This window comes from Pseudomonas sp. YQ_6 (assembly GCF_043103245.1).
Taxonomy (GTDB): Bacteria; Pseudomonadota; Gammaproteobacteria; order Pseudomonadales; family Pseudomonadaceae; genus Aquipseudomonas; species Aquipseudomonas alloputida.
The window spans coordinates 37002-63176 of sequence record NZ_JBICJR010000057.1 but is presented as its reverse complement, the minus strand read 5'-3'; the positions used below and the strand labels follow the sequence as shown (position 1 = coordinate 63176).

At 62.7% G+C, this 26175-nt stretch carries 21 protein-coding genes; 7 read left to right on the top strand and 14 right to left on the bottom strand.

Annotated elements, in window-relative coordinates; genetic code table 11:
* Positions 1–380 precede the first annotated feature (380 nt).
* Positions 381–2054 (top strand): 2-isopropylmalate synthase, encoded by a 1674-nt coding sequence (gene leuA / locus ACF8FG_RS20215; protein ID WP_014589870.1) that lies wholly within the window; start codon positions 381–383, stop codon positions 2052–2054.
* Positions 2055–2455: 401 nt separating this feature from the next.
* Here leuA and ACF8FG_RS20210 read toward each other — a convergent pair whose 3' ends face one another.
* From ACF8FG_RS20210 to zwf, 3 genes are read right to left on the bottom strand one after another with little or no spacing between them, the layout of a single operon-like run.
* Complete coding sequence (locus ACF8FG_RS20210; RefSeq protein WP_014589869.1) at positions 2456–3136, bottom strand: bifunctional 4-hydroxy-2-oxoglutarate aldolase/2-dehydro-3-deoxy-phosphogluconate aldolase; 681 nt, start codon at positions 3134–3136, stop codon at positions 2456–2458.
* Positions 3137–3153: 17 nt separating this feature from the next.
* Positions 3154–3867, bottom strand: coding sequence for a 6-phosphogluconolactonase (pgl, locus tag ACF8FG_RS20205; protein WP_134697476.1), 714 nt, complete (start codon positions 3865–3867; stop codon positions 3154–3156).
* Positions 3854–5323, bottom strand: a complete 1470-nt coding sequence (gene zwf / locus ACF8FG_RS20200) for a glucose-6-phosphate dehydrogenase (RefSeq protein WP_070383506.1) — start codon at positions 5321–5323, stop codon at positions 3854–3856. Before zwf ends, pgl begins: the two co-directional genes overlap by 14 nt.
* A gap of 211 nt (positions 5324–5534) precedes the next feature.
* Here zwf and hexR point away from each other — a divergent pair, with 211 nt between their 5' ends.
* The gene (gene hexR, locus ACF8FG_RS20195; RefSeq protein ID WP_172830949.1) at positions 5535–6398 is read left to right on the top strand and encodes a DNA-binding transcriptional regulator HexR; all 864 of its coding nucleotides are present in this window, start codon (positions 5535–5537) and stop codon (positions 6396–6398) included.
* Here the strand turns inward: hexR and ACF8FG_RS20190 are convergent.
* The 11 genes from ACF8FG_RS20190 to edd all read right to left on the bottom strand — a co-directional run bounded on the left by ACF8FG_RS20190 (position 6391) and on the right by edd (position 19576).
* Entirely contained in the window at positions 6391–7245 is an 855-nt protein-coding gene (locus ACF8FG_RS20190; protein WP_003255044.1) for a D-hexose-6-phosphate mutarotase, read from the bottom strand. The genes hexR and ACF8FG_RS20190 overlap by 8 nt on opposite strands.
* A 117-nt stretch (positions 7246–7362) precedes the next feature.
* Positions 7363–8706, bottom strand: a complete 1344-nt coding sequence (locus ACF8FG_RS20185) for a carbohydrate porin (protein ID WP_004575641.1) — start codon at positions 8704–8706, stop codon at positions 7363–7365.
* A gap of 40 nt (positions 8707–8746) precedes the next feature.
* Positions 8747–9901 carry an ABC transporter ATP-binding protein gene (locus ACF8FG_RS20180; protein ID WP_014589866.1) on the bottom strand — a complete coding sequence of 385 codons (1155 nt, stop codon included), beginning with the start codon at positions 9899–9901 and terminating at the stop codon, positions 8747–8749.
* Positions 9902–9904: 3 nt separating this feature from the next.
* Positions 9905–10750, bottom strand: a complete 846-nt coding sequence (locus tag ACF8FG_RS20175) for a carbohydrate ABC transporter permease (protein WP_019438113.1) — start codon at positions 10748–10750, stop codon at positions 9905–9907.
* Positions 10743–11651, bottom strand: coding sequence for a carbohydrate ABC transporter permease (locus tag ACF8FG_RS20170; RefSeq protein WP_009683405.1), 909 nt, complete (start codon positions 11649–11651; stop codon positions 10743–10745). The genes ACF8FG_RS20175 and ACF8FG_RS20170 overlap by 8 nt, the downstream gene beginning before the upstream one ends.
* A 133-nt stretch (positions 11652–11784) precedes the next feature.
* Positions 11785–13071, bottom strand: coding sequence for an ABC transporter substrate-binding protein (locus ACF8FG_RS20165; RefSeq protein WP_064493191.1), 1287 nt, complete (start codon positions 13069–13071; stop codon positions 11785–11787).
* Positions 13072–13175: 104 nt separating this feature from the next.
* On the bottom strand, positions 13176–14426 hold the full coding sequence (locus ACF8FG_RS20160) for an AGE family epimerase/isomerase (RefSeq protein WP_318080657.1): 1251 nt from the start codon (positions 14424–14426) through the stop codon (positions 13176–13178).
* Positions 14427–14554: 128 nt separating this feature from the next.
* Positions 14555–16009 carry an ATP-binding protein gene (locus ACF8FG_RS20155; protein ID WP_019438110.1) on the bottom strand — a complete coding sequence of 485 codons (1455 nt, stop codon included), beginning with the start codon at positions 16007–16009 and terminating at the stop codon, positions 14555–14557.
* Positions 15990–16715 (bottom strand): two-component system response regulator GltR, encoded by a 726-nt coding sequence (gltR, locus tag ACF8FG_RS20150; protein ID WP_014589861.1) that lies wholly within the window; start codon positions 16713–16715, stop codon positions 15990–15992. The genes ACF8FG_RS20155 and gltR overlap by 20 nt, the downstream gene beginning before the upstream one ends.
* A 78-nt stretch (positions 16716–16793) precedes the next feature.
* Entirely contained in the window at positions 16794–17753 is a 960-nt protein-coding gene (locus ACF8FG_RS20145) for a glucokinase (protein ID WP_392519159.1), read from the bottom strand.
* Positions 17750–19576: a phosphogluconate dehydratase gene (gene edd, locus ACF8FG_RS20140; protein WP_076402608.1), complete on the bottom strand. Its 1827-nt coding sequence runs from the start codon at positions 19574–19576 to the stop codon at positions 17750–17752. Before edd ends, ACF8FG_RS20145 begins: the two co-directional genes overlap by 4 nt.
* Positions 19577–19840: 264 nt before the next feature.
* Here edd and gap point away from each other — a divergent pair, with 264 nt between their 5' ends.
* The 5 genes from gap (at position 19841) to ACF8FG_RS20115 (ending at position 26159) form a co-directional block, all read left to right on the top strand.
* Positions 19841–20842: a type I glyceraldehyde-3-phosphate dehydrogenase gene (gap, locus tag ACF8FG_RS20135; RefSeq protein ID WP_014589858.1), complete on the top strand. Its 1002-nt coding sequence runs from the start codon at positions 19841–19843 to the stop codon at positions 20840–20842.
* 242 nt (positions 20843–21084) lie between these two features.
* A complete protein-coding gene (locus tag ACF8FG_RS20130; RefSeq protein ID WP_003255059.1) occupies positions 21085–21597 on the top strand; it encodes an RNA polymerase sigma factor in 513 nt (170 codons plus the stop codon).
* An 89-nt stretch (positions 21598–21686) separates the two neighbouring features.
* Positions 21687–22649, top strand: coding sequence for a FecR domain-containing protein (locus ACF8FG_RS20125; RefSeq protein WP_041166852.1), 963 nt, complete (start codon positions 21687–21689; stop codon positions 22647–22649).
* 126 nt (positions 22650–22775) lie between these two features.
* Entirely contained in the window at positions 22776–25364 is a 2589-nt protein-coding gene (locus ACF8FG_RS20120) for a TonB-dependent receptor (protein ID WP_019438107.1), read from the top strand.
* A 201-nt stretch (positions 25365–25565) separates the two neighbouring features.
* Positions 25566–26159 carry a biliverdin-producing heme oxygenase gene (locus ACF8FG_RS20115; RefSeq protein ID WP_014589855.1) on the top strand — a complete coding sequence of 198 codons (594 nt, stop codon included), beginning with the start codon at positions 25566–25568 and terminating at the stop codon, positions 26157–26159.
* The last annotated feature ends 16 nt before the right edge of the window (positions 26160–26175 follow it).

Here is a 26175-nt window from a genome sequence, read left to right as displayed (position 1 = left end):
CTTCTTGGGGGCAGTCCAACTTGTGGGAGCGGGCATGCCCGCGAAGAGGCCAGCACAGTCGACAGCAGTTCAACTGTGTTGCGCCATCGAAAAATACTGCGCAAACATCAATAAGCGCCCAGCAGATCCAAGCCATAAAATCTCGCCTAATCACTTTTTTTAAGCATTCCTCTCAATTTTTCCCGAACGCTTGCCATCCCCCACCCCACTGGTTAAGTTTGAAGGCATGAAAACCTTCAGCACCCTCATCCTGCTCCGACAACATCGCAGCCTCTGCCTGGTCAGCGCCCGACTACCAGACTGAATCGCGTCGCCTCGCCTCTTTATATCGTTATCGCTCGGCAGGCCCGATCTCGGCCGCACACAAAAGGATTGCTTCCATGACCATGCTCAAAGACCCTTCGAAGAAATACCGCGCTTTCCCGACCATCGACCTGCCTGACCGTACCTGGCCGTCGAAGACCATCACCCAGGCACCTATCTGGTGCAGTTCCGACCTGCGTGACGGCAACCAGTCGCTGATAGAGCCGATGGACTCGGAGAAGAAACTGCGCTTCTGGAAGACCTTGGTGCAGGTTGGCGTGAAGGAGATCGAAGCCTCGTTCCCGTCTGCCTCACAAACCGATTTCGACTTCGTGCGCACCCTGATCGAGGACGGCCACATCCCGGATGACACCACCATCCAGGTGCTCACCCAGGCACGGGAAGACCTGATTGCCCGTACTTTCGAATCGCTGCGCGGTGCAAAGAAGGCCATCGTCCACCTGTACAACGCCACCAGCCCGTCGTTCCGCCGCATCGTCTTCAATCAGGACAAGCAAGGCGTGAAGGAAATCGCGGTGAACGCGGCCAAGCTGTTCGTCAAGTACGCCGCCCAGCAGCCAGAAACCCAGTGGACCTTCCAGTACTCGCCAGAAACCTTCAGCGCCACTGAAATGGAGTTCGCCAAGGAGGTCTGCGACGCGGTCATCGAGGTGTGGAACCCTACCCCTGAACACAAGATCATCCTCAACCTGCCGGCCACCGTGGAAGTGTCCACGCCAAATATCTACGCCGACCAGATCGAGTGGTTCTGCCGCAATGTCAGCCGCCGCGACAGCGTGATCATCAGCCTGCACTGCCACAACGACCGTGGCACCGGCATCGCTGCCACCGAACTGGGCCTCATGGCCGGCGCCGACCGTGCCGAAGGCTGCCTGTTCGGCAACGGCGAGCGTACCGGTAACGTCGACCTGGTGACCTTGGCACTGAACCTCTACACCCAAGGCATCGACCCGTTGCTGGACTTCTCCGACATCGACGGCGTGCGCAAGGTGGTCGAAGAATGCAACCAGTTGCCGGTACATCCACGTCACCCGTATGTGGGCGACCTGGTCCATACCGCGTTCTCCGGCTCGCACCAGGACGCCATCCGCAAGGGCTTCGCCAAGCAGCAGGAAGGCGAATTGTGGGAAGTGCCATACCTGCCGATCGACCCGGCCGACATCGGCCGTAGCTACGAGGCGGTGATCCGCGTCAACAGCCAGTCGGGCAAAGGCGGCATTACCTACCTGCTCGAGCAGGAATACGGCATCAGCCTGCCGCGCCGCATGCAGATCGAATTCAGCCAGGTGGTGCAGGGTGAAACCGACCGTCTGGGCCTGGAAATGACCGCCCAGCAAATCTACAGCCTGTTGCACAAGGAATACCTCCAGGCCAACGCGCCATACGCACTGGTCAGCCATCGCCTGCAGGAAGAAAACGGCCACAGCGCCGTGGAAGTGGAAGTTGCCGGTGAAGGCGAAACCACCCTGCACTGGCGCGGCAAGGGCAACGGCGCCCTGGAAGCGCTGGTGGCCGGTTTGCCGATTTCGGTGGAAATCATGGACTACAACGAGCACGCCATTGGCGCTGGCACCAATGCCAAGGCCGCGGCCTATATTGAACTGCGCGTAGCCGGTGGCCGCCCGGTACATGGCGTGGGTATCGATGAGAACATCACCACGGCCAGCTTCAAGGCCCTGTTCAGTGCGCTGAACCGCTCGCTGAGCCAGCAGGAAGCCAAGGCGGCCTGAAGCCTGGAATGAGGGATGAGAAAGCCCGCATCGTTTGATGCGGGCTTTTTTGTGGGCCTGGACTGGCCTTTTCGCGGGTAAGCCCGCTCCTACAACGGCCTTCGCCCAATCACCAATGTGTGTGTCCACCACCGATCAGGTGTAGGAGCGGGTTTACCCGCGAATACGGAGGCCACGGCAACGGTGAACGGCCAGGGATATTGGCCAGCAGGCCCGGCCCTTTCGCGGGTAAACCCGCTCCTACGACGGCCTGTGTCCAACCTCCGGTGTATGTCCACCGCAGATCGGTGCGTAGGAGCGGGTTTACCCGCGAAAAGGCCAGCACAACCACTGCAAATACCCCAGGCAAAAAAAAGGGGCGCCGACCAAGCGCCCCACAAGCCGTAAAGCACACAACTGTTTCAGATGGCGTCCAGCAGCGCCATCGCCTCGGCACTGCACGCTTCGATACGCGCCCAGTCACCGTTCTTGATCCAGCTGCTATCGAGCATCCAGGTTCCCCCCACGCACATCACGTTTGGCAGAGCCATGTAGTTGCGCACGTTGGCCGGGTTCACACCGCCGGTGGGACAAAAACGAATATCGCCGAACGGGCCACCAAAGGCCTTGATCGCCGCTACGCCGCCGCTGATTTCCGCCGGGAACAACTTGAACCGGCGGTAGCCCAGGGCATAGCCCATCATGATTTCGGACGGCGTGCTGATACCCGGCAACAGCGGAATTTCACTGTCCACGCCAGCCTCGAGAATGTCCTGGGTAATGCCAGGGGTAACGACGAACTGCGCGCCCGCAGCTTCAACCGCCGCGAACATGCTGCGGTCGAGCACGGTACCGGCACCGACACACAGCTCCGGGCGCTGCTCACGCAGCACTTGAATGGCCTTGAGGCCATGCTGTGAGCGCAGGGTCACTTCCAGGGTACGGATACCGCCAGCGGCCAGGGCGTCAGCCAGCGGCAGAATGTCTTCCTCACGAGCAATGGTGATTACCGGCAGGATGCGCGCCTTTTTGCAAATGGCGTCGATCCGCGCGGCTTTATCAGCCATCGAGAGCTTGGGCTGTGGGCGTTCAAGGGTGGTCATGACTGTGGATCCTTGGCTCATGGGCACCAGTAGATGTCCAGGGGGTCGTGAAGAAAAGCGCGAATCGGCATTTCAGTAAGGTCGTTGCCCGCCAGCGCGGCGCGCAGGGTAGCGAGTTTGCCCTGGCCTTGCACAGACAGCGCGATGAAGGCCGCGCTGGCCAGCAGCGAACGGGTCATCGACAGGCGCTGGTGCGGCACGCTCGGTGCCAGTAGTGGCAGACAGCGGCGTGGGCCGGCCGGGTCCAGGCCTGCTTCCAGGTTGGGACTGGCGGGGAACAGCGAGGCGGTATGGCCATCATCGCCCATGCCCAGCACCAGCACGTCGATCAGCGGTAGCTCGGCCAAGGCCTGGTCAGCTTTGAGCGCAGCTGCATCAAGGTTCTCCGCCTGCTGGTACAGGCCAACGAAACGGGCCTTGGCCGCTTCGCCCTTCAACAGGTGGCGGGCCAGCAGGCCGGCATTGCTGTCGGCGTGCTCCACCGGCACCCAGCGCTCATCAGCCAGGCTGACGATGACCTTGGCCCAGTCCAGCTGCTCGCTGGCCAGCTTCTCCAGGAACGGCACCGGGCTGCGGCCGCCAGACAACACCACACAGGCCTGCCCCTTGGCAGCAATCGCGGCGCGCAGGCGCTCAGCCACATCATGAGCCAAGGACACGGACAGTGCCTTGGCATCCGCCAGTTCATGAGCCTTCACGGCCGCTGGCAGTTTCAATTCAGATATCCCCATACCACGCCCTCCCATCGCGTGTGATCAGTGCAATCGAGCTCATCGGCCCCCAGGAGCCCGCCGCGTATGGCTTGGGCGCATCGCCCGCGTTACGCCAGCCGGCGATCAACTGGTCGCACCACTTCCAGGCGTACTCGATTTCGTCCTTGCGCACGAACAGGTTCTGGTTGCCGCGCATCACTTCGAGCAACAGCCGCTCGTAGGCATCCGGAATTCGTGCACTGCGCCAGGCATCGGAAAAATTCAGCTGCAATGGGCCACTGCGCAGTTGCATGCCCTTGTCCAGGCCCTGCTCCTTGGTCATCACCCGTAAAGAAATGCCTTCGTCCGGTTGCAGGCGGATGATCAGCTTGTTACCGATCTGCAAACGCTGTTCCGGGGCGAAGATGTAGTGCGGCGTTTCCTTGAAGTGAATGACGATCTGCGACAGTTTTTGCGGCATGCGCTTGCCGGTTCGCAGGTAGAACGGCACGCCCGACCAGCGCCAGTTACGGATGTCGGCGCGCAGGGCGACGAAGGTTTCGGTGTCACTCTGGGCGTTGGCGTTGTCTTCTTCCAGGTAACCCGGCACCGGTTTGCCTTCGCTGTAGCCGGCAATGTACTGGCCGCGCACCACACTGGTGCTCAAACCGTCACCAGTGATCGGTGCCAGGGCCTTGAGCACTTTCACCTTCTCGTCGCGGATGGCATCGGCGGACAGTTCGCTGGGCGGGTCCATGGCGATCAGGCACAGCAACTGCAGCAGGTGATTCTGGATCATGTCGCGCAGTTGGCCGGCCTTGTCGAAATAACCCCAACGGCCCTCGATACCGACCTTTTCCGCGACGGTAATCTCCACATGGGAGATGGAGTTCTGGTTCCACTGGGTTTCGAACAGGCTATTGGCAAAGCGCAGGGCAATCAGGTTCTGCACCGTCTCTTTGCCCAGGTAGTGGTCAATGCGGTAGACCCGGCTTTCAGGGAAGAACCGCGCCACGGCATCGTTGACCCGGCGCGAGGATTCCAGGTCGTGGCCAATAGGTTTCTCGAGCACTACCCGGGTGCGCGCAGCCAGCCCGACCTTGTCGAGGTTTTCGCAGATGGCCCCATACACCGCCGCCGCCGTGGCGAAGTAGGCGATCAGCGGCAGCTCGCCCGGCAGTTGCTCGGCCAGGGCCTGATAGCCCTCGGGCTGAAGGAAGTCCAGGTGCTGGTAATTCAGGCGGGCAAGGAAGCGCCCCAGCGCAGCAGGCTCGATATCTGCCTCGGGCACGTGCCGGCGCAGGTGGGCTTCGATGCTGTCCAGGTGCTCCTGCACACTGCCGACCTCACGGGCGAGGGCCAGCAGGCGGGTGTCCGGGTGCAACAGGTTGGCCCGGTCGAGCTGGTAGAGCGCAGGAAACAGCTTGCGCAATGCCAGGTCGCCGAGGGCGCCAAACAGGGCAAAGGTGCAAGGTTCGACACTGATTGCGGCCATGATGTTGGTTCTTTCCTAAAGTTGGTCTAGGAATACCGCTTTCACACACGGTTTTCAAGGGATAATGTAGTAAAAACCACAACATTACACACAAGTGTTACAGACAAGTGGTACGCCAACCGCACCGACAGTACGATAGACGACCGTGCAAAAAGCCTGCTGCTCACACAGCCGGCTGTCTTCCCGACCCAAGGACACACCCATGGACCGCGTGCGAAACCTCCTGGAACAGATCCAGGGCCGCCTCGACGAGCTGAACAAGGCCGAACGCAAAGTCGCCGAAGTCATCCTGCTCAACCCGCAACAAGCCACCCGTTTCAGCATCGCTGCGCTGGCCCAGGCGGCCAAGGTCAGCGAACCGACCGTCAACCGCTTCTGCCGCTCGTTCGGCGTCAGCGGCTACCCCGAGCTCAAGCTGCAACTGGCGCAGAGCCTGGCCAGTGGTGCCGCCTATGTCAGCCGCGCGGTAGAGGCCGACGATGACCCGGCCGCCTACACCCAGAAGATCTTCGCCAGCGCCATCGCCTCGCTTGACAGCGCCTGCCAGCAACTGGACCCGCAGCAGGTCAGCCGCGCCGTGGACATGATGATCCAGGCCCGGCAGATCCACTTCTTCGGCCTCGGCGCCTCAGCCCCGGTGGCCCTGGATGCGCAGCACAAGTTCTTCCGCTTCAACCTGGCCGTGTCGGCCCACGCCGATGTGCTGATGCAGCGCATGCTGGCCTCAGTCGCCCACACCGGTGATCTGTTTGTGATCATTTCCTACACCGGGCGCACCCGCGAACTGGTCGACGTGGCGCGCCTGGCACGTGAAAACGGCGCTTCGGTGCTGGGCCTCACCGCCGCAGGCTCGCCACTGGCCAATGCCTGCAGCCTGAGCCTGCACATTCCGCTGCCGGAAGATACCGACATCTACATGCCAATGACCTCGCGGATCATCCAGCTGACCGTGCTCGATGTACTGGCCACCGGCATGACCTTGCGCCGCGGCGTGGACTTCCAGCCTCACCTGCGCAAGATCAAGGAAAGCCTCAACGCCAGCCGTTACCCGATCGAGGACGACGAACTCAACTGAGCCGGTGCGCCTGCAAACGCAGGTGCGCACGCTGCCCAGGTGCCAGGCTCAGGCCTTCGCCGCTGCCGCTGGTCGCCTCGACGCAGACAAAACGCTGCGACTCGCGGCCAGTCACCCCCATCAGCGGGCGATTGCCAGGGTGCCAGACCACGGTGTCGTCGCTGTCACCGGTGTCGATGCACAGCTCGCGCTGCCAGGCCGGGTCCTGCAATTGCACCCGTGGCGTACCGGGGTAGACCTTCTGGCAGCCGCCCTTGAGCTTCAGCGCGCCATCTTCACGGCAAGCCTGGCGGTTGAGGCGGTCGTAGCCCTCGATGTCTTCCAGACCAGACAGCGCTATCTCGGACACGTCACTGATGCGCCAGTACGCCAGCAGCGCATGGCTCAACTGGCAGGGTTCGCTGTCCTGATGTTCGGTGCTCAGGCTCAGCTCCATGCGGCTACCCAGCCGGGCATGCAGGTCGACCTGCCAGTCGCACAGGTCCAGCCGCCATTTCAGGGTCACGCCCTCCTCGTCCTCACGGCTGTCCACCAGCTTCCAGTCCAGCAGCCGCGCCCAACCGTGGGCCGGCCACAGGTCTTCGCTGGGATGACGGCCATACCAGGGCCAGCACACCGGCACACCACCGCGGATCGCCCCCACCTGCGGCCACTGTTCGGCGCACCACAGCCACGGCCGTTCACCCGCTGGTTGAAAGTGCAACAACTGCGCGCCCTGGCGGCTGAACACCGCCTGGCAACGGGGGTGATCGATGATCAGGACATCGCGCTGCTGATAACGCTCCCACTCGAATGTCGGCCGGGGCCGCTGCGAGGAAAAGAAGCGATGGAGCGGATGTTCGGGCATGGTTCAGAGCTCTTGTTGTTTGAGATAGCGCTGTCTCGGCCTATCCCCAACACCCACTGCAGACCAGTGGGTGCCGGGGACCGAAAATGGATTGGCGTAAATTTACAACAAGTTGCCTCAGAATGACGACTGAATCTTCAAGCCAGCGACCAGCGCGTTATCCACCTCGTCCACCCCGCCAGGGCTCTTGATGTACTGCAGGTTGGGCCTCACGGTCAGCCAGTTGGTAACGTGGAAGCCGTAGTAGAGCTCTGCGTTGTATTCGGTGCGCTGCAGCGGCACGAAACCTGGGTTGTCGTAATCGTTGATGCCGCTCTGTGCGTTAAGCAGTTCGGCACGCTTCTTCACGTCGTCATTCACATGAATACGCGCCACGCCGAAGCCGATGTCATCCTTGGGCCGGGCGTCGAAAGCGCCTTTGTAGACCAACCCCACCTGCTGGTAGTTGTCGACCACGTTGGTGGCCTTGTCGTGCACGGTGAAGTTGGCGAACAGGCTGAGGCCCCGGTTGACGTCGCCACCGTGGGCAGTGACCTGCTGCTGCGCCACCACCCACCATCCGTGCTTGCTGGAGTGCGACTTGAAGGCTTCACCTGTCAGCGCCTGCGGGTTGCCGTTGACGTCGTCGTACACATCGTCAGCCTTGGCCGTGCTGTAGTAGTAACCCAGGCGGTACTCGCCCGGCAGGCCATTGACCTTGGGCGACCACACCGCTTCCACCGGCAAGATCGCACCCTTGGTACCACTGCCGCTGAGCTTGAAGCCGTTGCCGGTTTCCAGGTTGGAAGGGTTCTGCTCGAAGGCCCCGACCTGCACGAAGAACGCCGGGGTGATGTTGTACTTCACCCGCAGCGCCCACTGGCTGACCGGCCAGTTGTACCAGATGCCGCCCACCCAGTTGCCCACCTGCGAGCCGCAGAAGGCCAGGTTCTGGAAGTCGCAAGGGAAGCTGTTGAAGTCCTCGCCCTCGCCAAAACGGCCAAATTTCACGTCCAGCGCGCCGTCGAAGTACTTCTGCTTGATCCACATCTGGGTCAGGCGCCAGGTCTGGCCACGGCCCCACACCTCCTGCACCGAGCTGAACTGCCCCGCGCGCGGGTCGCTGATGCGGTCGTTGGACAGGTTGCGGCCGCTTCGCTCGGTGATCGCCAATTTGAACTCGGCATCATGCCAGCCCAGTATCTTCTGCAAGTCCAGATGCGCGCCGAGGGCGAACTGGTCGCTGTAGCGTGCAGTCTTGTCGTCGTTGTAGCCGCCGTGCAGGTTGCCAGCCACCTCACCCACATAATCGAGCGTGAAGTCATAGCCCTTGTCCAGCAGCTCGGTCCGGGTGCCGCCCCAGTCGCCGGTCATCCATTTGGATTCACTGGAAAAAGCCTCGGCAGCCTGTGTACCGCTGCTGCCTACAAGTGCAAGCAAGGCCAGCGATCCCAGTGTCTTGATGCGTTTGCGCTGTTCCATCCCTTTGCGTCCTCTTTTTCTTATTGATGGTGTAGACGAGTCAACGGCCTTTGAAGTGAGCCACGTTGTCCTTTGTAGTTGCGCCAGTGCTGGCCAGGTGCAGGCGCTCGCCATTGGCAGCGTCGAACAGCAGCACCCGGGCCGGGTCGAATTGCAGGTTGAGGGTGTCACCCACCCGGCACGCCACATCTGGCGCCAGGCGGCAGCACACTTTGGTCTGGTTGAGCGTGACGAACACCAGCAGGTCCGGCCCGGTGGGCTCTGTCACCTGCACCTCGGCGCGGATAGCCGGCAAACCATTGCCGTCAGCAGCGCCCAGGGCGATCTGCTCAGGGCGGATGCCGAGGATGATCTCGCGCCCCTCAAGCGCGTCAGCAGCTTCCCCCAAGGGCAGTTCGCAGCGCGCCTGGCCGCTGTCGAGCAGCGCCAGCAAGCGGCCATCCTGCCTGGCCAGACGCACCGGAATGAAGTTCATTGGCGGCGAACCGATAAAGCTGGCCACGAACTGGTTGGCCGGGTCGTTGTAGATCTGCTGCGGGGTGCCGAACTGCTGGATGATGCCGTCCTTCATCACCGCCACCTTGTCGCCCAGGGTCATGGCCTCGATCTGGTCATGGGTGACGTACACCGTGGTGGTCTTCAGGCGCTGGTGCATCAACTTCATTTCAGTGCGCATTTCGACCCGCAGCTTGGCGTCGAGGTTGGACAGGGGTTCATCGAACAGGTAGATCTTGGGTCGCCGCGCCAGCGCCCGGCCCATGGCCACACGCTGCTGCTGGCCGCCGGACAGCTGCGCCGGCTTGCGCGCCAGCAAGTGTTCGATCTGCAGCAACTTGGCTACCCGCGCCACTTCCTCGTCGATGGCGGCCTGGGGCAGCTTGCGGATCTTCAGGCCGAACTCGATGTTCTCGCGCACGCTCATGGTGGGGTACAGCGCATAGGACTGGAACACCATGGCGATATCGCGGTCCTTGGGGCTCATGCCACTGACGTCCTGCTCGTCGATGAGGATGGCGCCGCCGGTGATCTGCTCCAGGCCGGCGATACAGTTCATCAAGGTCGACTTGCCGCAGCCCGACGGGCCCACCAAGATCAGGAACTCGCCGTCCTTGATCGACAGCTGGATGTCCTTGAGGGTGTCCGGCAGGCCGCTGCCGTAGGTCTTGTTCACATTGCGAAGTTCGAGCGTTGCCATGGCTTACCCCTTGACCGCGCCGGCCGTCAGCCCGCGCACGAAATATTTGCCTGCCACCACGTAGACCAGCAGGGTTGGCAGGCCAGCGATCATTGCTGCCGCCATGTCGACGTTGTATTCCTTGGCCCCGGTGCTGGTATTGACCAGATTGTTCAGGGCTACGGTAATCGGTTGCGAGTCGCCGCTGGAGAACACCACGCCGAACAGGAAATCGTTCCAGATCTGGGTGAACTGCCAGATCAGGCAGACCATGATGATCGGCGTGGACATCGGCAGGATGATGCGGCGGAAGATGGTGAAGAACCCGGCACCGTCCAACCGCGCGGCCTTGACCAATGCGTCGGGGATGCTCACGTAGAAGTTGCGGAAGAACAGCGTGGTGAAGGCCAGGCCGTAGACCACATGCACCAGCACCAGGCCGCTAGTGGTACTGGCCAGGCCAAGCTTGCCGAGGGTGAACGAGGCCGGCAGCAGCACGGTCTGGAACGGCAGGAAACAGCCGAACAGCAGCAGGCCGAAGAACAGTTGCGAACCTCGGAAGCGCCACATCGACAGCACATAGCCGTTCAGTGCACCAATAGCGGTGGAGATCAGTACCGCGGGCACGGTGATCATGATCGAGTTCCAGAAGTAACCGCTGACCGCTCCCCAGGCCTTGACCCAGCCTATGCCGGTAATCACTGCAGGCCAGCTCAGCAGGTTGCCGGTGGTGATGTCTTCGGGGGTCTTGAAGCTGGTCAGCAGCATCACCACCAGCGGTACCAGATACAGCAGCACGGCAATCAGCAATACGCCATGGATGACCATACGGCTGAGGCTGAGCACCGGCTTGTCGACAGGACTATGCATGGCGTTTGCTCCGCAGCTCCGAGTACAGGTAAGGCACGAGGATCGCCAGGATTGCCCCGAGCATCAGGATGGCGCTGGCCGAGCCCATGCCCATCTGGCCGCGGCTGAAGGTGAACGAGTACATGAACATTGCCGGCAAGTCGGAGGAGTAACCCGGGCCGCCGGCCGTCATTGCCGCCACCAGGTCGAAGCTCTTGATGGCGATGTGCGAAAGGATCATCAGCGCGCTGAAGAACACTGGGCGCAGGCTGGGCAGCACTACAGTCCAGTAGATGCGCGGCAAGCTGGCACCGTCGATCTGTGCGGCGCGGATGATCGACTGGTCAACGCCGCGCAGGCCGGCGAGGAACATCGCCATGATAAAGCCCGAGGCCTGCCACACGGCGGCGATCACCAGGCAGTACACGACCCGGTCAGGGTCGATCAGCCAGTCCAGGCGAAAACCCTCCCAGCCCCAGTCGCGCAGCAGCTTGTCCAGGCCCATGCCGGGGTTGAGCAGCCACTTCCAGGCCGTGCCGGTGACGATCATCGACAGTGCCATGGGGTACAGGTAAATGGTGCGAATGAAGCCCTCGCGACGGATACGCTGGTCCAGCAGCACCGCCAGCAACACACCGATGGCCAGGCTGATGGCGATGAACAGGCCGCCGAACAGAAGCAGGTTCTTGCTCGCCACCCACCAGCGGTCGTTGTCGAACAGACGGGCGTATTGCGCAAGGCCCGCCCACTTGTAGGTGGGCAGAAAGGTCGAGGTGGTGAAGGACAGCACGAAGGTCCAGAGGATGTAGCCGTAGAAGCCCACCAGGACGATGAACATGCTGGGCGCCAGCACCAGCTTGGGCAGCCAGCGCTGAAGCGCGTCCAGGGGTGAGGCCCGCAATTGGGCGGTGGTCGTAGTCATGTATTGGATCCCGAGGTAGTGGCGGTGCTACGCACCGCTTCGCGGGCAAGCTCGCTCCCACAGGTCCGGCGTCATGACCAGGAACAGTGGGGAGCAGGGCCCATCTGGGAGCGGGCGTGCCCGCGAACAGCCGTTACTGGGCAGCCTTGATAGCCGCCGCCAGCTTCTTCGCCGCATCGGCCGGGTCGGCCTTGGGGTCGTTGATGTAGTTGGTCACCACATCGAAGAACGCGCCCTGCACGGCCAGCGTGGTGGCCATGTTGTGCGCCATGCTCGGTTGCAGGCCGCCCGTTTTGGCGTCGGCCAGGAAGTCCTTGGCGGAGGTTTGAGCACAGGCATCGAAACCATACTTGCCCATGTCGGCAAGCATGTCGTTGCGTACCGGGATCGAACCCTTGTTGATGCTGAAGACCTTCTGGAAGTCCTCACCCAACACCTTGCGGGCGATGTCCTGCTGACCAGCAGAGGTGCCAGCGTTGTTCTGCTTGAACACCACCAACGAGTCGATGTTGTACAGGAAGGACTTGTCAGTACCGGGGAACGGCACGCACTGGTAATCCTTGCCAGCAGTTTTCTTCGCCAGGGTCCATTCGCTCTTGGCCCAGTCGCCCATGATCTGCATGCCGGCCTTGCCGTTGATGACCTTGGCGGCTTCCAGGTTCCAGTCCTGGCCCTTGCCGTCCGGGTCCATGTAGGTGGCGACCTTCTTCAGCTCGGTCAGCGCCTTGACCATCTGCGGCCCGGTCAGCGTTGCACTGTCGAGGTCGACCAAGGCCTTCTTGTAGCCATCGACGCCCATCACCGACAGCACCACGCTTTCGAATACGGTGCTGTCCTGCCAGGGTTGGCCACCATGGGCGAGCGGGATGAAACCGGCAGCCTTGAGCTTGTCGGCGGCGGCGTAGAATTCGTCGAGGGTGGTGGGCGCCTTGTCGATGCCGGCTTTTTTGAACACCTCGGGGTTGATCCACAGCCAGTTGATGCGGTGGATATTCACCGGTACGGCGACATAATCACCGTCGTATTTCACGGTGTCGGCGACTTTCTTGTCCAGCAGGGAGTCCCACTTTTCTTCCTTGGCCACATCCTTGAGCACATCGGCGTCGAGCAGGCCGGTGGCCGCCCAGTCCTGGATGTCCGGGCCTTTGATTTGTGCGACGCCCGGCGGGTTGCCGGCCACTGCGCGGCTTTTGAGCACGGTCATGGCCGTTGCACCACCGCCGCCGGCGACGGCGCCGTCCTTCCAGATGAAGCCGTCTTTTTCGACCTGGGCCTTGAGCACATCGACCGCCGCTTTTTCACCACCGGAGGTCCACCAGTGCACCACTTCGACGCTGCCTTTGGCGTCAGCAGCCTGGGCACCCAAGGGGATTAACGAGGCAAAGGAAATTGCGGCAGCGAGACGGAGCGTGGAATTCATCGGAGCACCTTTCTTGTTGTTATGCCGTGCAAGTCGATCGCTTGCGTAGCATGAAGTCTAAACAGCGTGCCCGCCTCGTCAGGTAACGAAGCGATGCGTGAATGTCATCGTTTGGTTACATTGCCGGCCAGGTTGCTGGCCAGGCTGGGTGCCAGGGGCAAACCTGGCAGTAGCAGCGCCTGGTAGGCGTGATAGAGGTCGGGCTTGCCCGGCCAGAGGGACCCGGCCGGCTGGTTGTGCGCATCGAGTTCGTGGTGCCAGCTGCCGCCAATGGGGTCGATGAAATGGTTGGCGATAAAGCCCCAGCAGCAGCGGTACCACTGTTCGTAATGCGCCTCGCCGGTGCGTTGCAACAGGGCTGCCGCAGCCGCGCAAGCCTCAGCGTGCACCCAGTGCAATCGCGCATGCACCACCGGGCGATCAGCCCAGTCCAGCGTATAGACGAAACCCGGTTCGCCATCGACGTTCCAGGCCTGTTGACAGGCTGTGTCGAACAATGCGCGGGCACTGTCCGGCAGCCATTGCGGGGCGTACAGGCCGGCCCGTTCAAGGCTTGCTTCCAGGTGCAACAGCAACCGCGCCCACTCCAGGGCGTGCCCGGGTGTAGTGCCATAAGGCCGGAAGGGGTCGGCGGGGTGTTCGAGGTTGTAATCCGGCAGCGGCTGCCAATTGGCGTCGAAATGTTCGATGACCCGATAACCGTTGGCGGCGGCATGGGTATGGATAATGCGCTCAGCAATGCGCAAGGCGCGTTGCAGCCAAAGGCTGTTGCCTGTGACATCGGCCAGGGCCAGGAATGCCTCGGTCGCGTGCATGTTGCTGTTGGCGCCACGGTACGGCTCAGGCAGTTGCCATGCACGAGAGAAGGTCTCTCGAAGGGCACCCTTGGCTTCGCTCCAGAAGTGCGTTTCGATCACCTCGGTTGCATCGGCCAGCAACAACTGGGCATCGGCTGAGCCGGCCACCACTGCAGAGCTGCCGGCAAGGGCGACGAAGGCATGCAGGTAGGCGGCCTTGCCGCTGTCTTCCTGGCCGCCGGGGTGGGCTAACCAGCCACCGTAGCTGGCGTCCTGCATAACCCCGCGCAGGGCAGCCACACCGTGTTCGGCATAGGCCAGGCTGCCGGGAATGCCCTGCAGATGGGCCAGGGCGAAGCAGTGGGTCATTCGCGCGGTATTCAAGGTTTCGGCGCAGGCGCCGGGAGTGAGCTGGCCTTTGGCATCCAGGTTGCCAAAGCCGTCGGGCAGTTTCGCGGCTTTGGCGAATGCCAGCAGGCGCTGCGCTTCGGCCAGGCGCCAGGCGGTGTGGGCCGGGGCATTGAGCCAGCTGTTAACGGACAGGTTGAGGGGGGTCATGGGCCAGCTTGATCCTTGCCAGTCGTTTGCAAATTCTAGCCAGCGGGGTCAGGGCGGATGTCACGAAGGACGACGGGATTGTCACCGGGCAGTGACATTTTGGGTGCCTGTGCGGGCCCCCCAAAAATTCAATCCATACCCCGCGGCAAATACAGGGTCACCCGCAGCCCTCCCTCCCGCAGGTTCAGCAAGCTCACCTCGCCCCCATGGCTATGGGCGATGTTGCGCGCAATGCCCAACCCCAGCCCATACCCCTGCTGCTGCCCGGCCAGACGGAAATGCGGCTCGAACACCTGTTCCAGCTGCTGTTGCGGCACCCCGGGCCCCTGGTCATCCACCTGCAGCACAAAGCCCTCTGCCCCGTCGATGATGCGCAGCCGCGCCCGTTCGCCGTACTTGATGGCGTTGTCGATCAGGTTGCCGATGCATCGACGCAACGCCAGCGGCTTGCCCGGGTATGGCGCCAGCGCCTGGCCCTCGACGGTGATGCGACCATCGCCCAGGTAAGGCTCGGCCAGAATCTCCAGCACCTGGTTAAGGTCGACCGGCTCGATGTTTTCGTGGATGTCGGTGTCCTTTACGCACTGCAACGCGCCTTTGACCAGCAACTCCAGTTCGTCCAGGTCCTGGCTGAACTTGGCCTGCAGGCGCTCATCCTCCAGCAGTTCGACACGCAGGCGCAGGCGGGTGATCGGCGTGCGCAGGTCGTGGGAAATGGCGCTGAACAGCTGGCTGCGTTCGGTCAGGTAACGGCTGATACGCTCGCGCATGCTGTTGAATGCCCGGCTCACCTCGACCACTTCACTGCCGCCCGCTTCAGGCACTGGCGCCACATCGGCACCCAGCGACATCTCTCGGGCGGCCCGCGCCAGGCGCTTCAGTGGCCAGCTTTGCCAATGCACCAGCAAGCCGATGAACAGCAACAGCAAGGCCGTGGTCAGCACGATGAAGCCGATCTGCTGGCGCGGCAGGCGTTCGGCTTCCAGCCCCGTGTACGGTTCGGGCAACAGCGAGGCGATGTACAACCACTCGCCCTCGCCCAAGCGGATCTGCGTGACCAGTACCGGGGGTTTCAGCGGTTCCAGGGTCAGCGAATAATGGGCCCACGAGCGCGGTAGTTCGTCGAGTTTGAGGCCGCTGTTGAAGATGCGCAGATCGTCAGGCCCGACAAACTCCACGGAAATTTCCATCTGTGAACCCAGGCGCTCGTGCAGCACCTGCTGGAACACATCGATCACCGCCTGCTTGCGAGGGGTGACGGGCAGTGCCTGCATGTCTAGCGGCGTGGCGTTGAGCGAAACAAAGAAACGCGTGCCGCCCATGCTGCGCAATTGGTCGAGCACCAGCGGCCGATAGGCCACCGGCAGCGAGCGGAAGTAACTGACGCTGGCACTCATGGAATGGGCCAGGCTGCTGGCGCTGGCACGCAGCCCCTGAAGCTGGCTGGCGCGCAGCTGGGAAACCCAGATAATGCTGGACAAGCCCTGGGCCAGCAGGACAACCAGCAAGGTCAGCAGCAGCATGCGCCCCAGCAAGGAGCGCGGCAGCAGGCGCCAGGGCCGCTCAGGGCGCACAGCAGACATGCGCCGCCAACAAGTAGCCACTGCCACGCACGGTGCGGATCAGCCGGGGAGGTTTGTCGGTATCGCGCAGGCGCTGGCGCAGACGGCTGACCGCCATGTCGACGATACGGTCCAGCGGCATCGGTTCGCGGCCACGGGTAGCGTTGCCGATGGTGTCGCGGTCGAGGATTTGCTGCGGGTGATCGAGGAACAGTTTGAGCAGGGCAAAGTCGGCGCCAGAGAGGATCACCTCCTCTCCATCACGGTGGAACAGGCGGTGGCTGACCGTGTCCAGGCGCCAGTCGTCGAAGGCCAGCACGGCGCTACCCGGCGCCGTCTGGCCGAACTCGGTGCGGCGCAACAAAGCCTTGATTCGCGCTTGCAGTTCGCGGGGGCTGAACGGCTTGCCCAGATAGTCGTCAGCGCCCAGCTCCAGGCCGATGACACGGTCGGCCTCGTCCGAACTGGCGGTGAGCATGATGATAGGTACGCGCGCCTGGCGTGGGTGCTGGCGTACCCAGCGGCACAAGCTGAAGCCGTCCTCGTCGGGCAACATGACGTCAAGAATGACCAGGTCGCAGGGCGTGGTTTCCAGCGCGTGGCGAAAGCCCTTGCCGTCAGCCTCGGCATGCACCTGGAAGCCGGAGCGGCTCAGGTAGGTTTGCAGCAGTTCACGAATTTCCTGGTCGTCGTCGACCATCAGGATCGATTTGCCGGCAGTGCTCAAGGTGGTCCTTCCTCTTGTTGATTACAGGTCTTTTTGCCTGCTGTCGGGTATTGCCATCGGGGCCGCAAAGCGGCCCCCTCAGTGATCCAACGCCTGCTGCAACGCTACCCCTGCCCCCTCCAACCCGGAATATTCCGCCGTCACCAGCCACACCGGAACCCCGGTGAAATAGCCACTCATACACCCCTTGTCGGCAAAACTCGCAGCAAACCCGCTACGCAGGAACAGCTCGGCAAAGCGCGGAATCACACCGCCCACAATATAGACCCCGCCTCGCGCGCCCAGCGTCAGCACATTGTTACCCGCCACTCGCCCAAGGAAACGACAGAATTGCTCGACCACCGCCAGCGCACGAGGCTCACCGCCCAGTGCGGCATCGGTGATATGCGCCGGGGTCTTGTGCCTGGGCGTGTCGCCGTCCAGCGCACAGATCGCCTGGTACAGCCGCACCAGGCCACCCCCACTGAGCACGGCCTCGGCGCTGACATGGCCGATCTGACTGTGGATCTGCTGGTGGATTGCCGCTTCGCGAGCATTGCCTACCGGCAGGTCAACATGCCCGCCTTCACCCGGCAGGGCCTTCCAGAGCTGTTCGCCCAGGCGCAGCAGCGAGCCCACACCCAGGCCAGTACCTGGCCCGATCACCAGTGCCGGCCTCGAGGGGTCGGCCTGGCCGGGGCACGCCTCGCGGAACTCGCCTTCGCGCAGACGCGTCATGCCCAGCGCCATTGCGGTGAAATCATTGATCAGCAACAGTCGCTCGACCTGCAAGGTCTTGCAAAATGCCGTGCGGCTCAGGCGCCAGTGGTTGTTGGTGAAGCGAAATTCATCGCCATCGACCGGGCCGGCCACCGCCAGGCACACCGCCGCCAGGCCACCACGGGCGATACCTTGGCTTTCCAGGTAGGCCTCGATGGCCTGCTCCGGGTTGGTGTAGTCCGCAGTGGCGAAAACGTTTACCTCATGCAGCTGGTTGTCACGCCACAACGCAAAACGGGCATTGGTGCCGCCAATATCACCAACCAGCAGGTGCTTCATTTGAGGTGCTCCAGGGCCGAAGTAAAGGCACTGGCGCCCTGCTCTGCCGGGCTGAACGCCATGCGCATGAAGCCGAACAGCTCGCGCCCACAACCCAGGTCGTTGCCCTGGGGGGCCGGCGGCAGCTCACGGCTGGCCAGTTCTTCGGCCGACACCATGATCCGCAACGTGCCTTCGACTCCATCGACCCGCACGATATCACCATCGCGCACCCGCGCCAGCGGGCCGCCGTCGTATGCCTCCGGGCAAACGTGAATGGCCGCGGGGATCTTGCCCGAGGCACCGGACATGCGCCCGTCGGTGACCAACGCAACCTTGTAGCCACGGTCCTGCAATACACCGAGGAACGGGGTCAGCTTGTGCAGTTCCGGCATGCCATTGCAGCGCGGGCCCTGGAAGCGCACCACCGCGACAAAGTCACGCTCCAGCTCACCGGCCTTGAACGCGTCGGCCAGCGACTGCTGGTCCTGGAACACCCGCGCCGGGGCCTCGACCACTTGGTGCTCGGGGGCGACGGCAGAGACTTTCATCACGCCACGGCCCAGGTTGCCTTCCATCACCCGCAGGCCGCCTTCGGCCGAGAATGGTCGAGACACCGGGCGCAGGATGCTTTCGTCCAGGCTTTGTTGCGGCCCTTCGCGCCACACCAGCTTGCCATTGTCGAGGAAGGGTTCCTGGGTGTAGCGGCGCAGGCCATGGCCGGCCACGGTGTTGACATCTTCGTGCAGCAGGCCGGCGTCGAGCAGTTCACGAATCAGGAAAGCCATGCCGCCGGCAGCCTGGAAGTGATTGATGTCGGCCTTGCCGTTGGGGTAGACGTGCGACAGGGTCGGCACCACTTCGGAGAGGTCGGCCATGTCCTGCCAGGTCAGCTGGATACCCGCAGCCTGGGCGATCGCCGGGATGTGCAGGGTGTGGTTGGTCGAGCCGCCGGTAGCGTGCAGCGCGACGATGGAGTTGACCAGCGCCTTCTCGTCGACGATTTCGCCCAGCGGCATGAAACTGCCGCTGGCCTTGGTCATGCGCGTCACCTGCTGCGCAGCCTCGGCGGTGAGTGCATCACGCAGCGGCGTGTACGGGTTGACGAACGAGGCGCCCGGCAGGTGCAGCCCCATCACCTCCATCACCAACTGGTTGGTGTTGGCGGTGCCGTAGAAGGTGCAGGTTCCGGGGCTGTGGTAGGAATTCATCTCAGACTCCAACAGCTCTTCGCGGCTGGCCTTGCCTTCGGCATAGCGCTGGCGCACGTCGGCCTTCTGCTTGTTGGAGATGCCGGAAACCATTGGCCCACCCGGGACGAAGATGGTCGGCAGGTGGCCGAAGCGCAACGCGCCCATCATCAGGCCGGGGACGATCTTGTCGCAGATGCCCAGCATGAGTGCCGCGTCGAACATGTTGTGCGACAGCGCTACCGCCGTGGACATCGCGATCACTTCACGGCTGGCGATCGCCAGCTCCATGCCCGGCTCGCCCTGGGTCACCCCGTCGCACATGGCCGGCACGCCACCGGCGAACTGGCCGACCGAGCCGACCTCGCGCAGGGCCTGCTTGATCTGCTCGGGGAAGTGCAAGTAAGGCTGGTGGGCAGACAACATGTCGTTGTAGGCCGAGACGATGGCCACGTTGGCCGCGTTCATCAGGCGCAGAGTCTGCTTGTCTTCGCTGCCGCAACCGGCCACGCCGTGGGCGAAGTTGGCGCACTGCAGGCTGGCACGCATGGGGCCTTCACTGGCCGCGCCGCGAATCAGTTGCAGGTAGCGTTCGCGGGTGGCGCGGCTGCGTTCGATCAGCCGCTGGGTGACCTCAAGGATGCGCGGATGCATGTACTGGACTCCAGGCTAATTGTAAGGGCGGTTTACCGGGCATTTCCCCTCCAAACGATTGCGGCCTAGGCTCATGGTTAGGAGCCCGCTGCATCGGTGGAGGCACGACGCCCAACCACTCGTTGTATATTTAAACAAAATACTGCCACTAAAAAGGCTTGTTTTCTATCATCCAGTGAATAATCTTGTAATTCCAACAACAAAACCGTTTCAGTGAAGCTCCTTTGTGCCACAGGTTTCACTCGAACTGCCAGAGGTACTGCCATGACCCTTCGCATCGCCATCAATGGATTCGGCCGAATCGGGCGCAACGTCCTGCGCGCACTGTATACCCAAGGCTACCGCCAGGACCTGCAGGTCGTCGCCATCAACGACCTGGGCGACAGCACCATGAATGCCCACCTGCTCAAGTACGACAGTGTCCACGGCACCTTCGACGCGACCGTCGAGGCCGACCACGAAAGCCTGACTGTCAACGGTGACCGTATCGCGGTCAGTGCCATTCGCAATCCGGCCGAACTGCCCTGGAAGGCCGAGGCGATCGACGTGGTGTTCGAGTGCACCGGGCTGTTCACCGACCGCGCCAAAGCCGCTGCGCACCTGGCCGCCGGGGCGGGCAAGGTGATTGTCTCGGCGCCGGCCAAGGGTGCCGATGCCACCGTGGTATACGGGGTCAACCACGACATCCTGCGGGCCTCGCACCAGGTCATTTCCAATGCCTCCTGCACCACCAACTGCCTGGCGCCGATCGCCCAGGTGCTGCACCGGGAGTTCGGCATCGAGCAAGGCTTGATGACCACCATCCACGCCTACACCAACGACCAGGTGCTGACTGACGTTTACCACAGCGACCCGTACCGCGCGCGTTCAGCCACCCAGTCGATGATCCCGAGCAAGACCGGTGCCGCCGAGGCCGTGGGCCTGGTGCTGCCGGAGCTGGCCGGCAAGCTGACCGGTATGGCGGTGCGGGTGCCCGTCATCAACGTGTCGTTGGTGGACCTCACCGTCAACCTCAAGCGCGAGGCCACGGCCGAGCAAGTGAACCAGCTGTTCCTCGAGGCCAGCAAGCATTCCAAGGTATTGGGCTACAACGCCCTGCCATTGGTTTCCTGCGATTTCAACCACAACCCGCTGTCGTCGATCTTCGATGCCAACCATACCCGGGCCAACGGGCGGATGCTCAAGGTGCTGGCCTGGTATGACAACGAGTGGGGGTTCAGCAACCGGATGCTGGATAACTGCCTGGCGCTGCACCGGGCTGGCTGACGCGCCCCGTGTGGGAGCGGCCTTGCGTCGCGAAAGGGCTGCAAAGCAGCCCCGGAATTTGAGCTTTGCTGCAGATATCGCTGGGACCGCTTTGCGGTCCTTTCGCGACGCAAGGCCGCTCCCACAAAAAAGCAAACGACATCCAGCGACTACAATCTTTACCTTTTCCTGATAATTCCACACTTGACCTGCCGCACGGATGATAAGCATTATCATTAACCTTTCGTCGGCCAGGTCCCCCCGTGAGTCAGTCCCGGTTCAATTCCGTCTTCCTCGTTCAGCGCCTCACCCTGCTGCGTACCCTGCAGCGCATGGTCGGTAACCCCAGCACGGCCGAAGACCTGCTGCAGGAAACCTACCTGCGGGTGTCTCGCGCGCTGGGCGAGCGGCCCATCGAGCACATCGAGCCGTTCGTGTTTCAGACCGCGCGCAACCTGGCGCTGGACCACCTGCGTGCACGCCGGGTGCAGGCACGCATGCTGGTCGACGACGTGCCCGACGAAGTGCTGCACAGTGTCGCCGCGCCCGCCACCAGCAGCGAGGATGCCGCCCACGCCGAGCAGTTGCTCAAGCACCTCAGCGTCAGCCTCAATCAACTGAGCGAACGCCAACAACGCATTTTCATCCTCAGCCGCCTGCATGGCGCCACCTATCTGGAAATCGCCGAACAACTGAGTGTTTCGCCCAGCACAGTACAAAAGGAACTGAAACTGATCATGGCAATCTGCATGGGTGTTGCCGAACGACTCAAGTAAGCTGCCCCCAGGCGAACGGCAACGCAAAGCCCTTGCCACACCCCGCCTTAGCCTTGATCATTCGCAAAAAAACCATTCAAGGATTCACCGTGACCGACAGCCCTGCCCCTCGCCCGTCACCTGCCAGGCCTGATGCCCGTGCTCGTGCCATGGACGAGGCGCTGGACTGGCTGGTGCGCCTGCAATGCGCAGATGCCGCAGACACCCAGGCCTTTGAAGCCTGGCTGAGCGCCGCGCCAGAAAACGCCGAGGCCTATGTCGAAGCCGAGGCGCTGTGGAACGGTACGCCGTTGCACAAGGTGGCCACGCACATGCACCAGCAGCAACGCCGCTCATGGCGCGGGCGCCTGCGCAGTCACTGGAAACCCCTGGCCACTGCAGCGCTGCTGCTGGTCGGGCTGTTCACCGTCGGTAACCTGCCCATGCGCCTGCAGGCCGACCACCTTACGGTGGTCGGCGAGCGCCAGCGCCTGCAACTGGAAGACGGCGCAAAAGTGCTGCTCAACACCAATTCGGCATTCGCCAGCGAACGCCAGGACGGCCGCCAGGTCGCCCGCCTGCTACAGGGCGAAGCTTACTTCCAGGTCCCCGAGGGCGCGCAGCTGCCGCTGGAGGTGGAAGCCGGGCCGTTGCGCGCACAGGTGCGCGACACCGACTTTGCCGTGCGCTACCTTGACGGCGAGGCCCAGGTACGGGTGCAACGCGGCGATGTCGACCTGCAGGGGGAGCGTGACCAGCGCATCCGCCTGAGTGCCGGCGACAGCATCAGCGTCGGCCCCCAGGGCTTTGGCCAGCGCCAGCGCCCCGACATGCACAAGGACCTGGCCTGGATCGACGGCCGCCTGGTGTTCGAGAACTGCCCGTTGAGCCAGGTGCTGGCCGAAGTGCAGCGCTACTACCCGGGCTGGATCATCAACCGCAATGCGCAGTTGGAGCACGTTGCCGTCACCGGTAACTACCGCCTCGACCAGCCACTGGAAACCCTGCGCGCACTGGCCCACATCACCTCGGCACAACTGCATGAGTACCCGGCGCTGGTCATCCTGAACTGACCCCTGAATTATTTTTACGCGATCGCACTCGCCCGCCCGTCTCGTTATAGCCAATGCAACTGATTCTTGTTTGAGAACGAGAACAGCCATCACCTATAACAGCCCGCGCGTCTGGGAGCGCTTCCGATGTCCACTGGTCCTACCCGCTCGTCCAACCTTCCCCGCCGTACAGGACAACTGTCCCTGTTGACCCTTGCCCTGCTCGCCAGCGGCGCCTGCAGCCTGCCGGCGCTGGCCGCCGAGCCGGCCCAGGCCAGCAGCCCGCGCATGGGCGACTACCGCTTCAGCATCGGCCAGCAGCCACTGGTGTCGGCGATCAACGCCTTCAGCCAGGTCACCGGCTGGCAGGTCGGCTTCAGCGCCGAGCTGGCCGACGGCGTGGCTTCGCCAGGCGTACAGGGTTCGCTGCCGCCAGATGCTGCCCTCAAGCGCCTGTTGCGGGGTACCGGGCTGAGTTTTCGCAAGATCAGCAACGGCAATGTGGTACTGGAGCGCCAAACCGCAAGCAACGTGATCGCCCTGCAGCAGGTGACCGTCAGCGCCACCCGCAGCGCACAGGACGTCAGCCAGGTGCCGAGCACTGTCAGCGTGCAGACCCGTGAGCAACTGGACCGGCAGAACGTGAACAATATCCAGGATCTGGTGCGCTACGAGCCGGGGGTTTCGGTATCCGGAACCGGCCAGCGCAGCGGGCTGAACGGCTACAACATCCGTGGTATCGACGGCGAGCGGATCCTCACCCAAGTCGACGGCGTGTCGATCCCCGACAGCTTCTTCTACGGCCCCTACGCCCAGACCCAGCGCAACTATGTCGACCCGGAAATCGTCAAGCGTGTGGAAATCCTCCGCGGCCCGGCCTCGGTGTTGTATGGCAGCAACGCCATCGGCGGTGCGGTGAGCTACTTCACCCTCGACCCGGACGACATCATCAAGCCCGGCAAAGACGTGGGTGCACGCCTGAAAACCGGCTACAGCTCAGCCGACGAAAGCTGGCTGACCTCCGCCACCGTCGCCGGCCGCCAGGGTGACTTCGACGGCCTGCTGCACCTGAGCCAGCGCAACGGCCACGAGACCGAAACCCACGGCAGCCACAGTGGCGACGGCCTGTCGCGCACCGAAGCCAACCCGATGGATGCGCGCACCACCAACGTGCTGGCCAAGCTGGGCTGGAACTACGCCGACGACGCACGCCTGGGGTTCACCTATGAGCGCTACAAGGATGACCGTGACCAGAACATCCTCAGCGCGGTGGGTGGGCCGTTCATTCCGGGCTTCGGTGGCATGAACTCGTACCGCATGCGCCAAGGCAACGACACGATCACCCGTGAGCGCTTCGGCCTCAATCATGAATTCGACCTCGATAGCGTGGTCGCGGATCACGTCAAATGGAGCCTCAACTACCAGATCGCGAAGACCGACCAACGTACCGATGAGCTGTATGTCGCCTCGGGACGCCAAGTGTTTCGGGACCGGCAGACTACCTACAAGGATCGCCAGTGGGTATTCGACGCCCAATTGGACAAGGCCTTCAGCATTGGCCAAACCGACCACCTGTTTACCTACGGCACCACACTCAAACAGGAGAAAGTCACGGGTTCACGTAGCGGCACCGGCACTTGCCTGAACATCGGTGGTACCTGTACAGCCATCGGACAGGACAGCGCGCGTGACGGGCAGGCCTTGGTCAGCGACTTCCCGGACCCGACCGTGAATACCTACAGCCTGTTCGCGCAGGATGAAATCCGCTGGAACAACTGGACCTTCATGCCCGGCGCGCGCTACGACTACACCCGCATGGAGCCCAAATTCACCGAGGAATTCCTGCGTGGTCTGGAGTCCAGCGGTACGGCGCCTACCGCCCAGGACGATTCGGACAAGAAGTGGCACCGCGTCTCGCCCAAGTTCGGCCTGACCTACGCCTTCAACGACAATTACACCTGGTACGGCCAATATGCAGAGGGCTTCCGCACGCCGACCGCCAAAGCCATGTATGGCCGCTTCCAGAACCTGGACCAAGGCTACCGCGTGGAGGGCAACCCGAACCTTGAGCCTGAAAAGAGCAAAAGCTACGAAACCGGCCTGCGTGGCAACTTCGACGCCGGCAACTTCGACGTGGCAGTGTTCTACAACAAGTACCGTGATTTCATCGACGAAGATGCCGTGCAAAGCGCCAACCTGGAACAGACCTTCCAGGCCAACAACATCAAGCACGCCACGATCAAGGGTGCCGAATTCAAGGGCCGCCTGAACCTCGACCACTTCGGCGCACCGCAGGGCCTCTATACCCAAACCTCGATTGCCTACACCTATGGTCGTAACGATGACACCGGTCAACCGCTGAACAGTGTCAACCCGCTCAAGGGCGTATTCGGCCTGGGCTACGAGCAACAGAACTACGGTGGCTTGCTGAGCTGGACGCTGGTCAAGCGCAAGACCCGTGTCGACGACAGCACCTTCTATTCGCCTGACGGTTCTACCTCGAAGTTCCGCACCCCGGGCTATGGTGTGCTGGACCTGACCGGCTACTACAAGGTCACCGACGACGTCACCATCAATGCCGGGCTGTACAACCTTACCGACAAGAAATACTGGCAGTGGGATTCGGTGCGCAGCTACGACGGCCAGGGTGAGGCGGCTGTGACCCAGCCAGCCAACATCGACCGCCTGACCATGCCGGGGCGCAACTTCGGTATCAATGTGGTTTGGGATATCTGAGGCGTTACGTCTGTACCGGCCTCTTTGCGGGCACGCCCGCGCCCACAGGTTCAACACAGGTCTTGGACCTGTGATGTTCCTGCAGGGGCGGGTTTACCCGCGAAGAGGCCGGTACTGGCAACACAAATACCGGCTTTTTTTACTGTCCCGCTCCCGCTGTTTCGTCTTGTATCTAGACGCCCTCTTTCCAAGGACTCCCCCATGACCGAACGCCCAGCCCTGCGCTCCCAGCGCTTGAACCAGATCACCCACGCCCCGCACGCCGAGCTGGATGCCCTGGTCAAATCCCACGCGCCTTTCGACAGCCGCGAAAGTTTCGCCCGCTTCGTCGTCGCACAGTACCTGTTCCAGTCCGAGCTGCAGGCCCTGTACAACGACCCTCAGCTGATCGCCATCGTCCCTGATCTGGCTGAGCGCTGCCGTGCCGAGCAGGCCCGCCTGGACCTCGCCGACCTCGACACCGAAGTACCGGCCGCCGTACCGGGTGCCGTGGGCAAGCCGAGCCTGGGCGAGGCAATGGGCTGGATCTTCGTCTCCGAAGGCTCCAAACTGGGCGCTGCGTTTCTGATCAAGCGTGCCGTGGCCCTGGAACTGTCCGACAGCTTCGGCGCCCGTCACCTGGGGGAGCCCGCCGGTGGCCGTGCCGAAGGCTGGAAGCAGTTCACCCGCATCCTCGATGGCCTGGCGCTCTCGCCTGAAGAGGAAGCGGCTGCCGAACGCGGTGCAGTGGCTGCCTTTGAGCGCTTCACCCAGTTGCTCAAGCACGCCTACGCTGCGGATGCCGCGCTGGTCTGATACGCCGTAGCCGGCC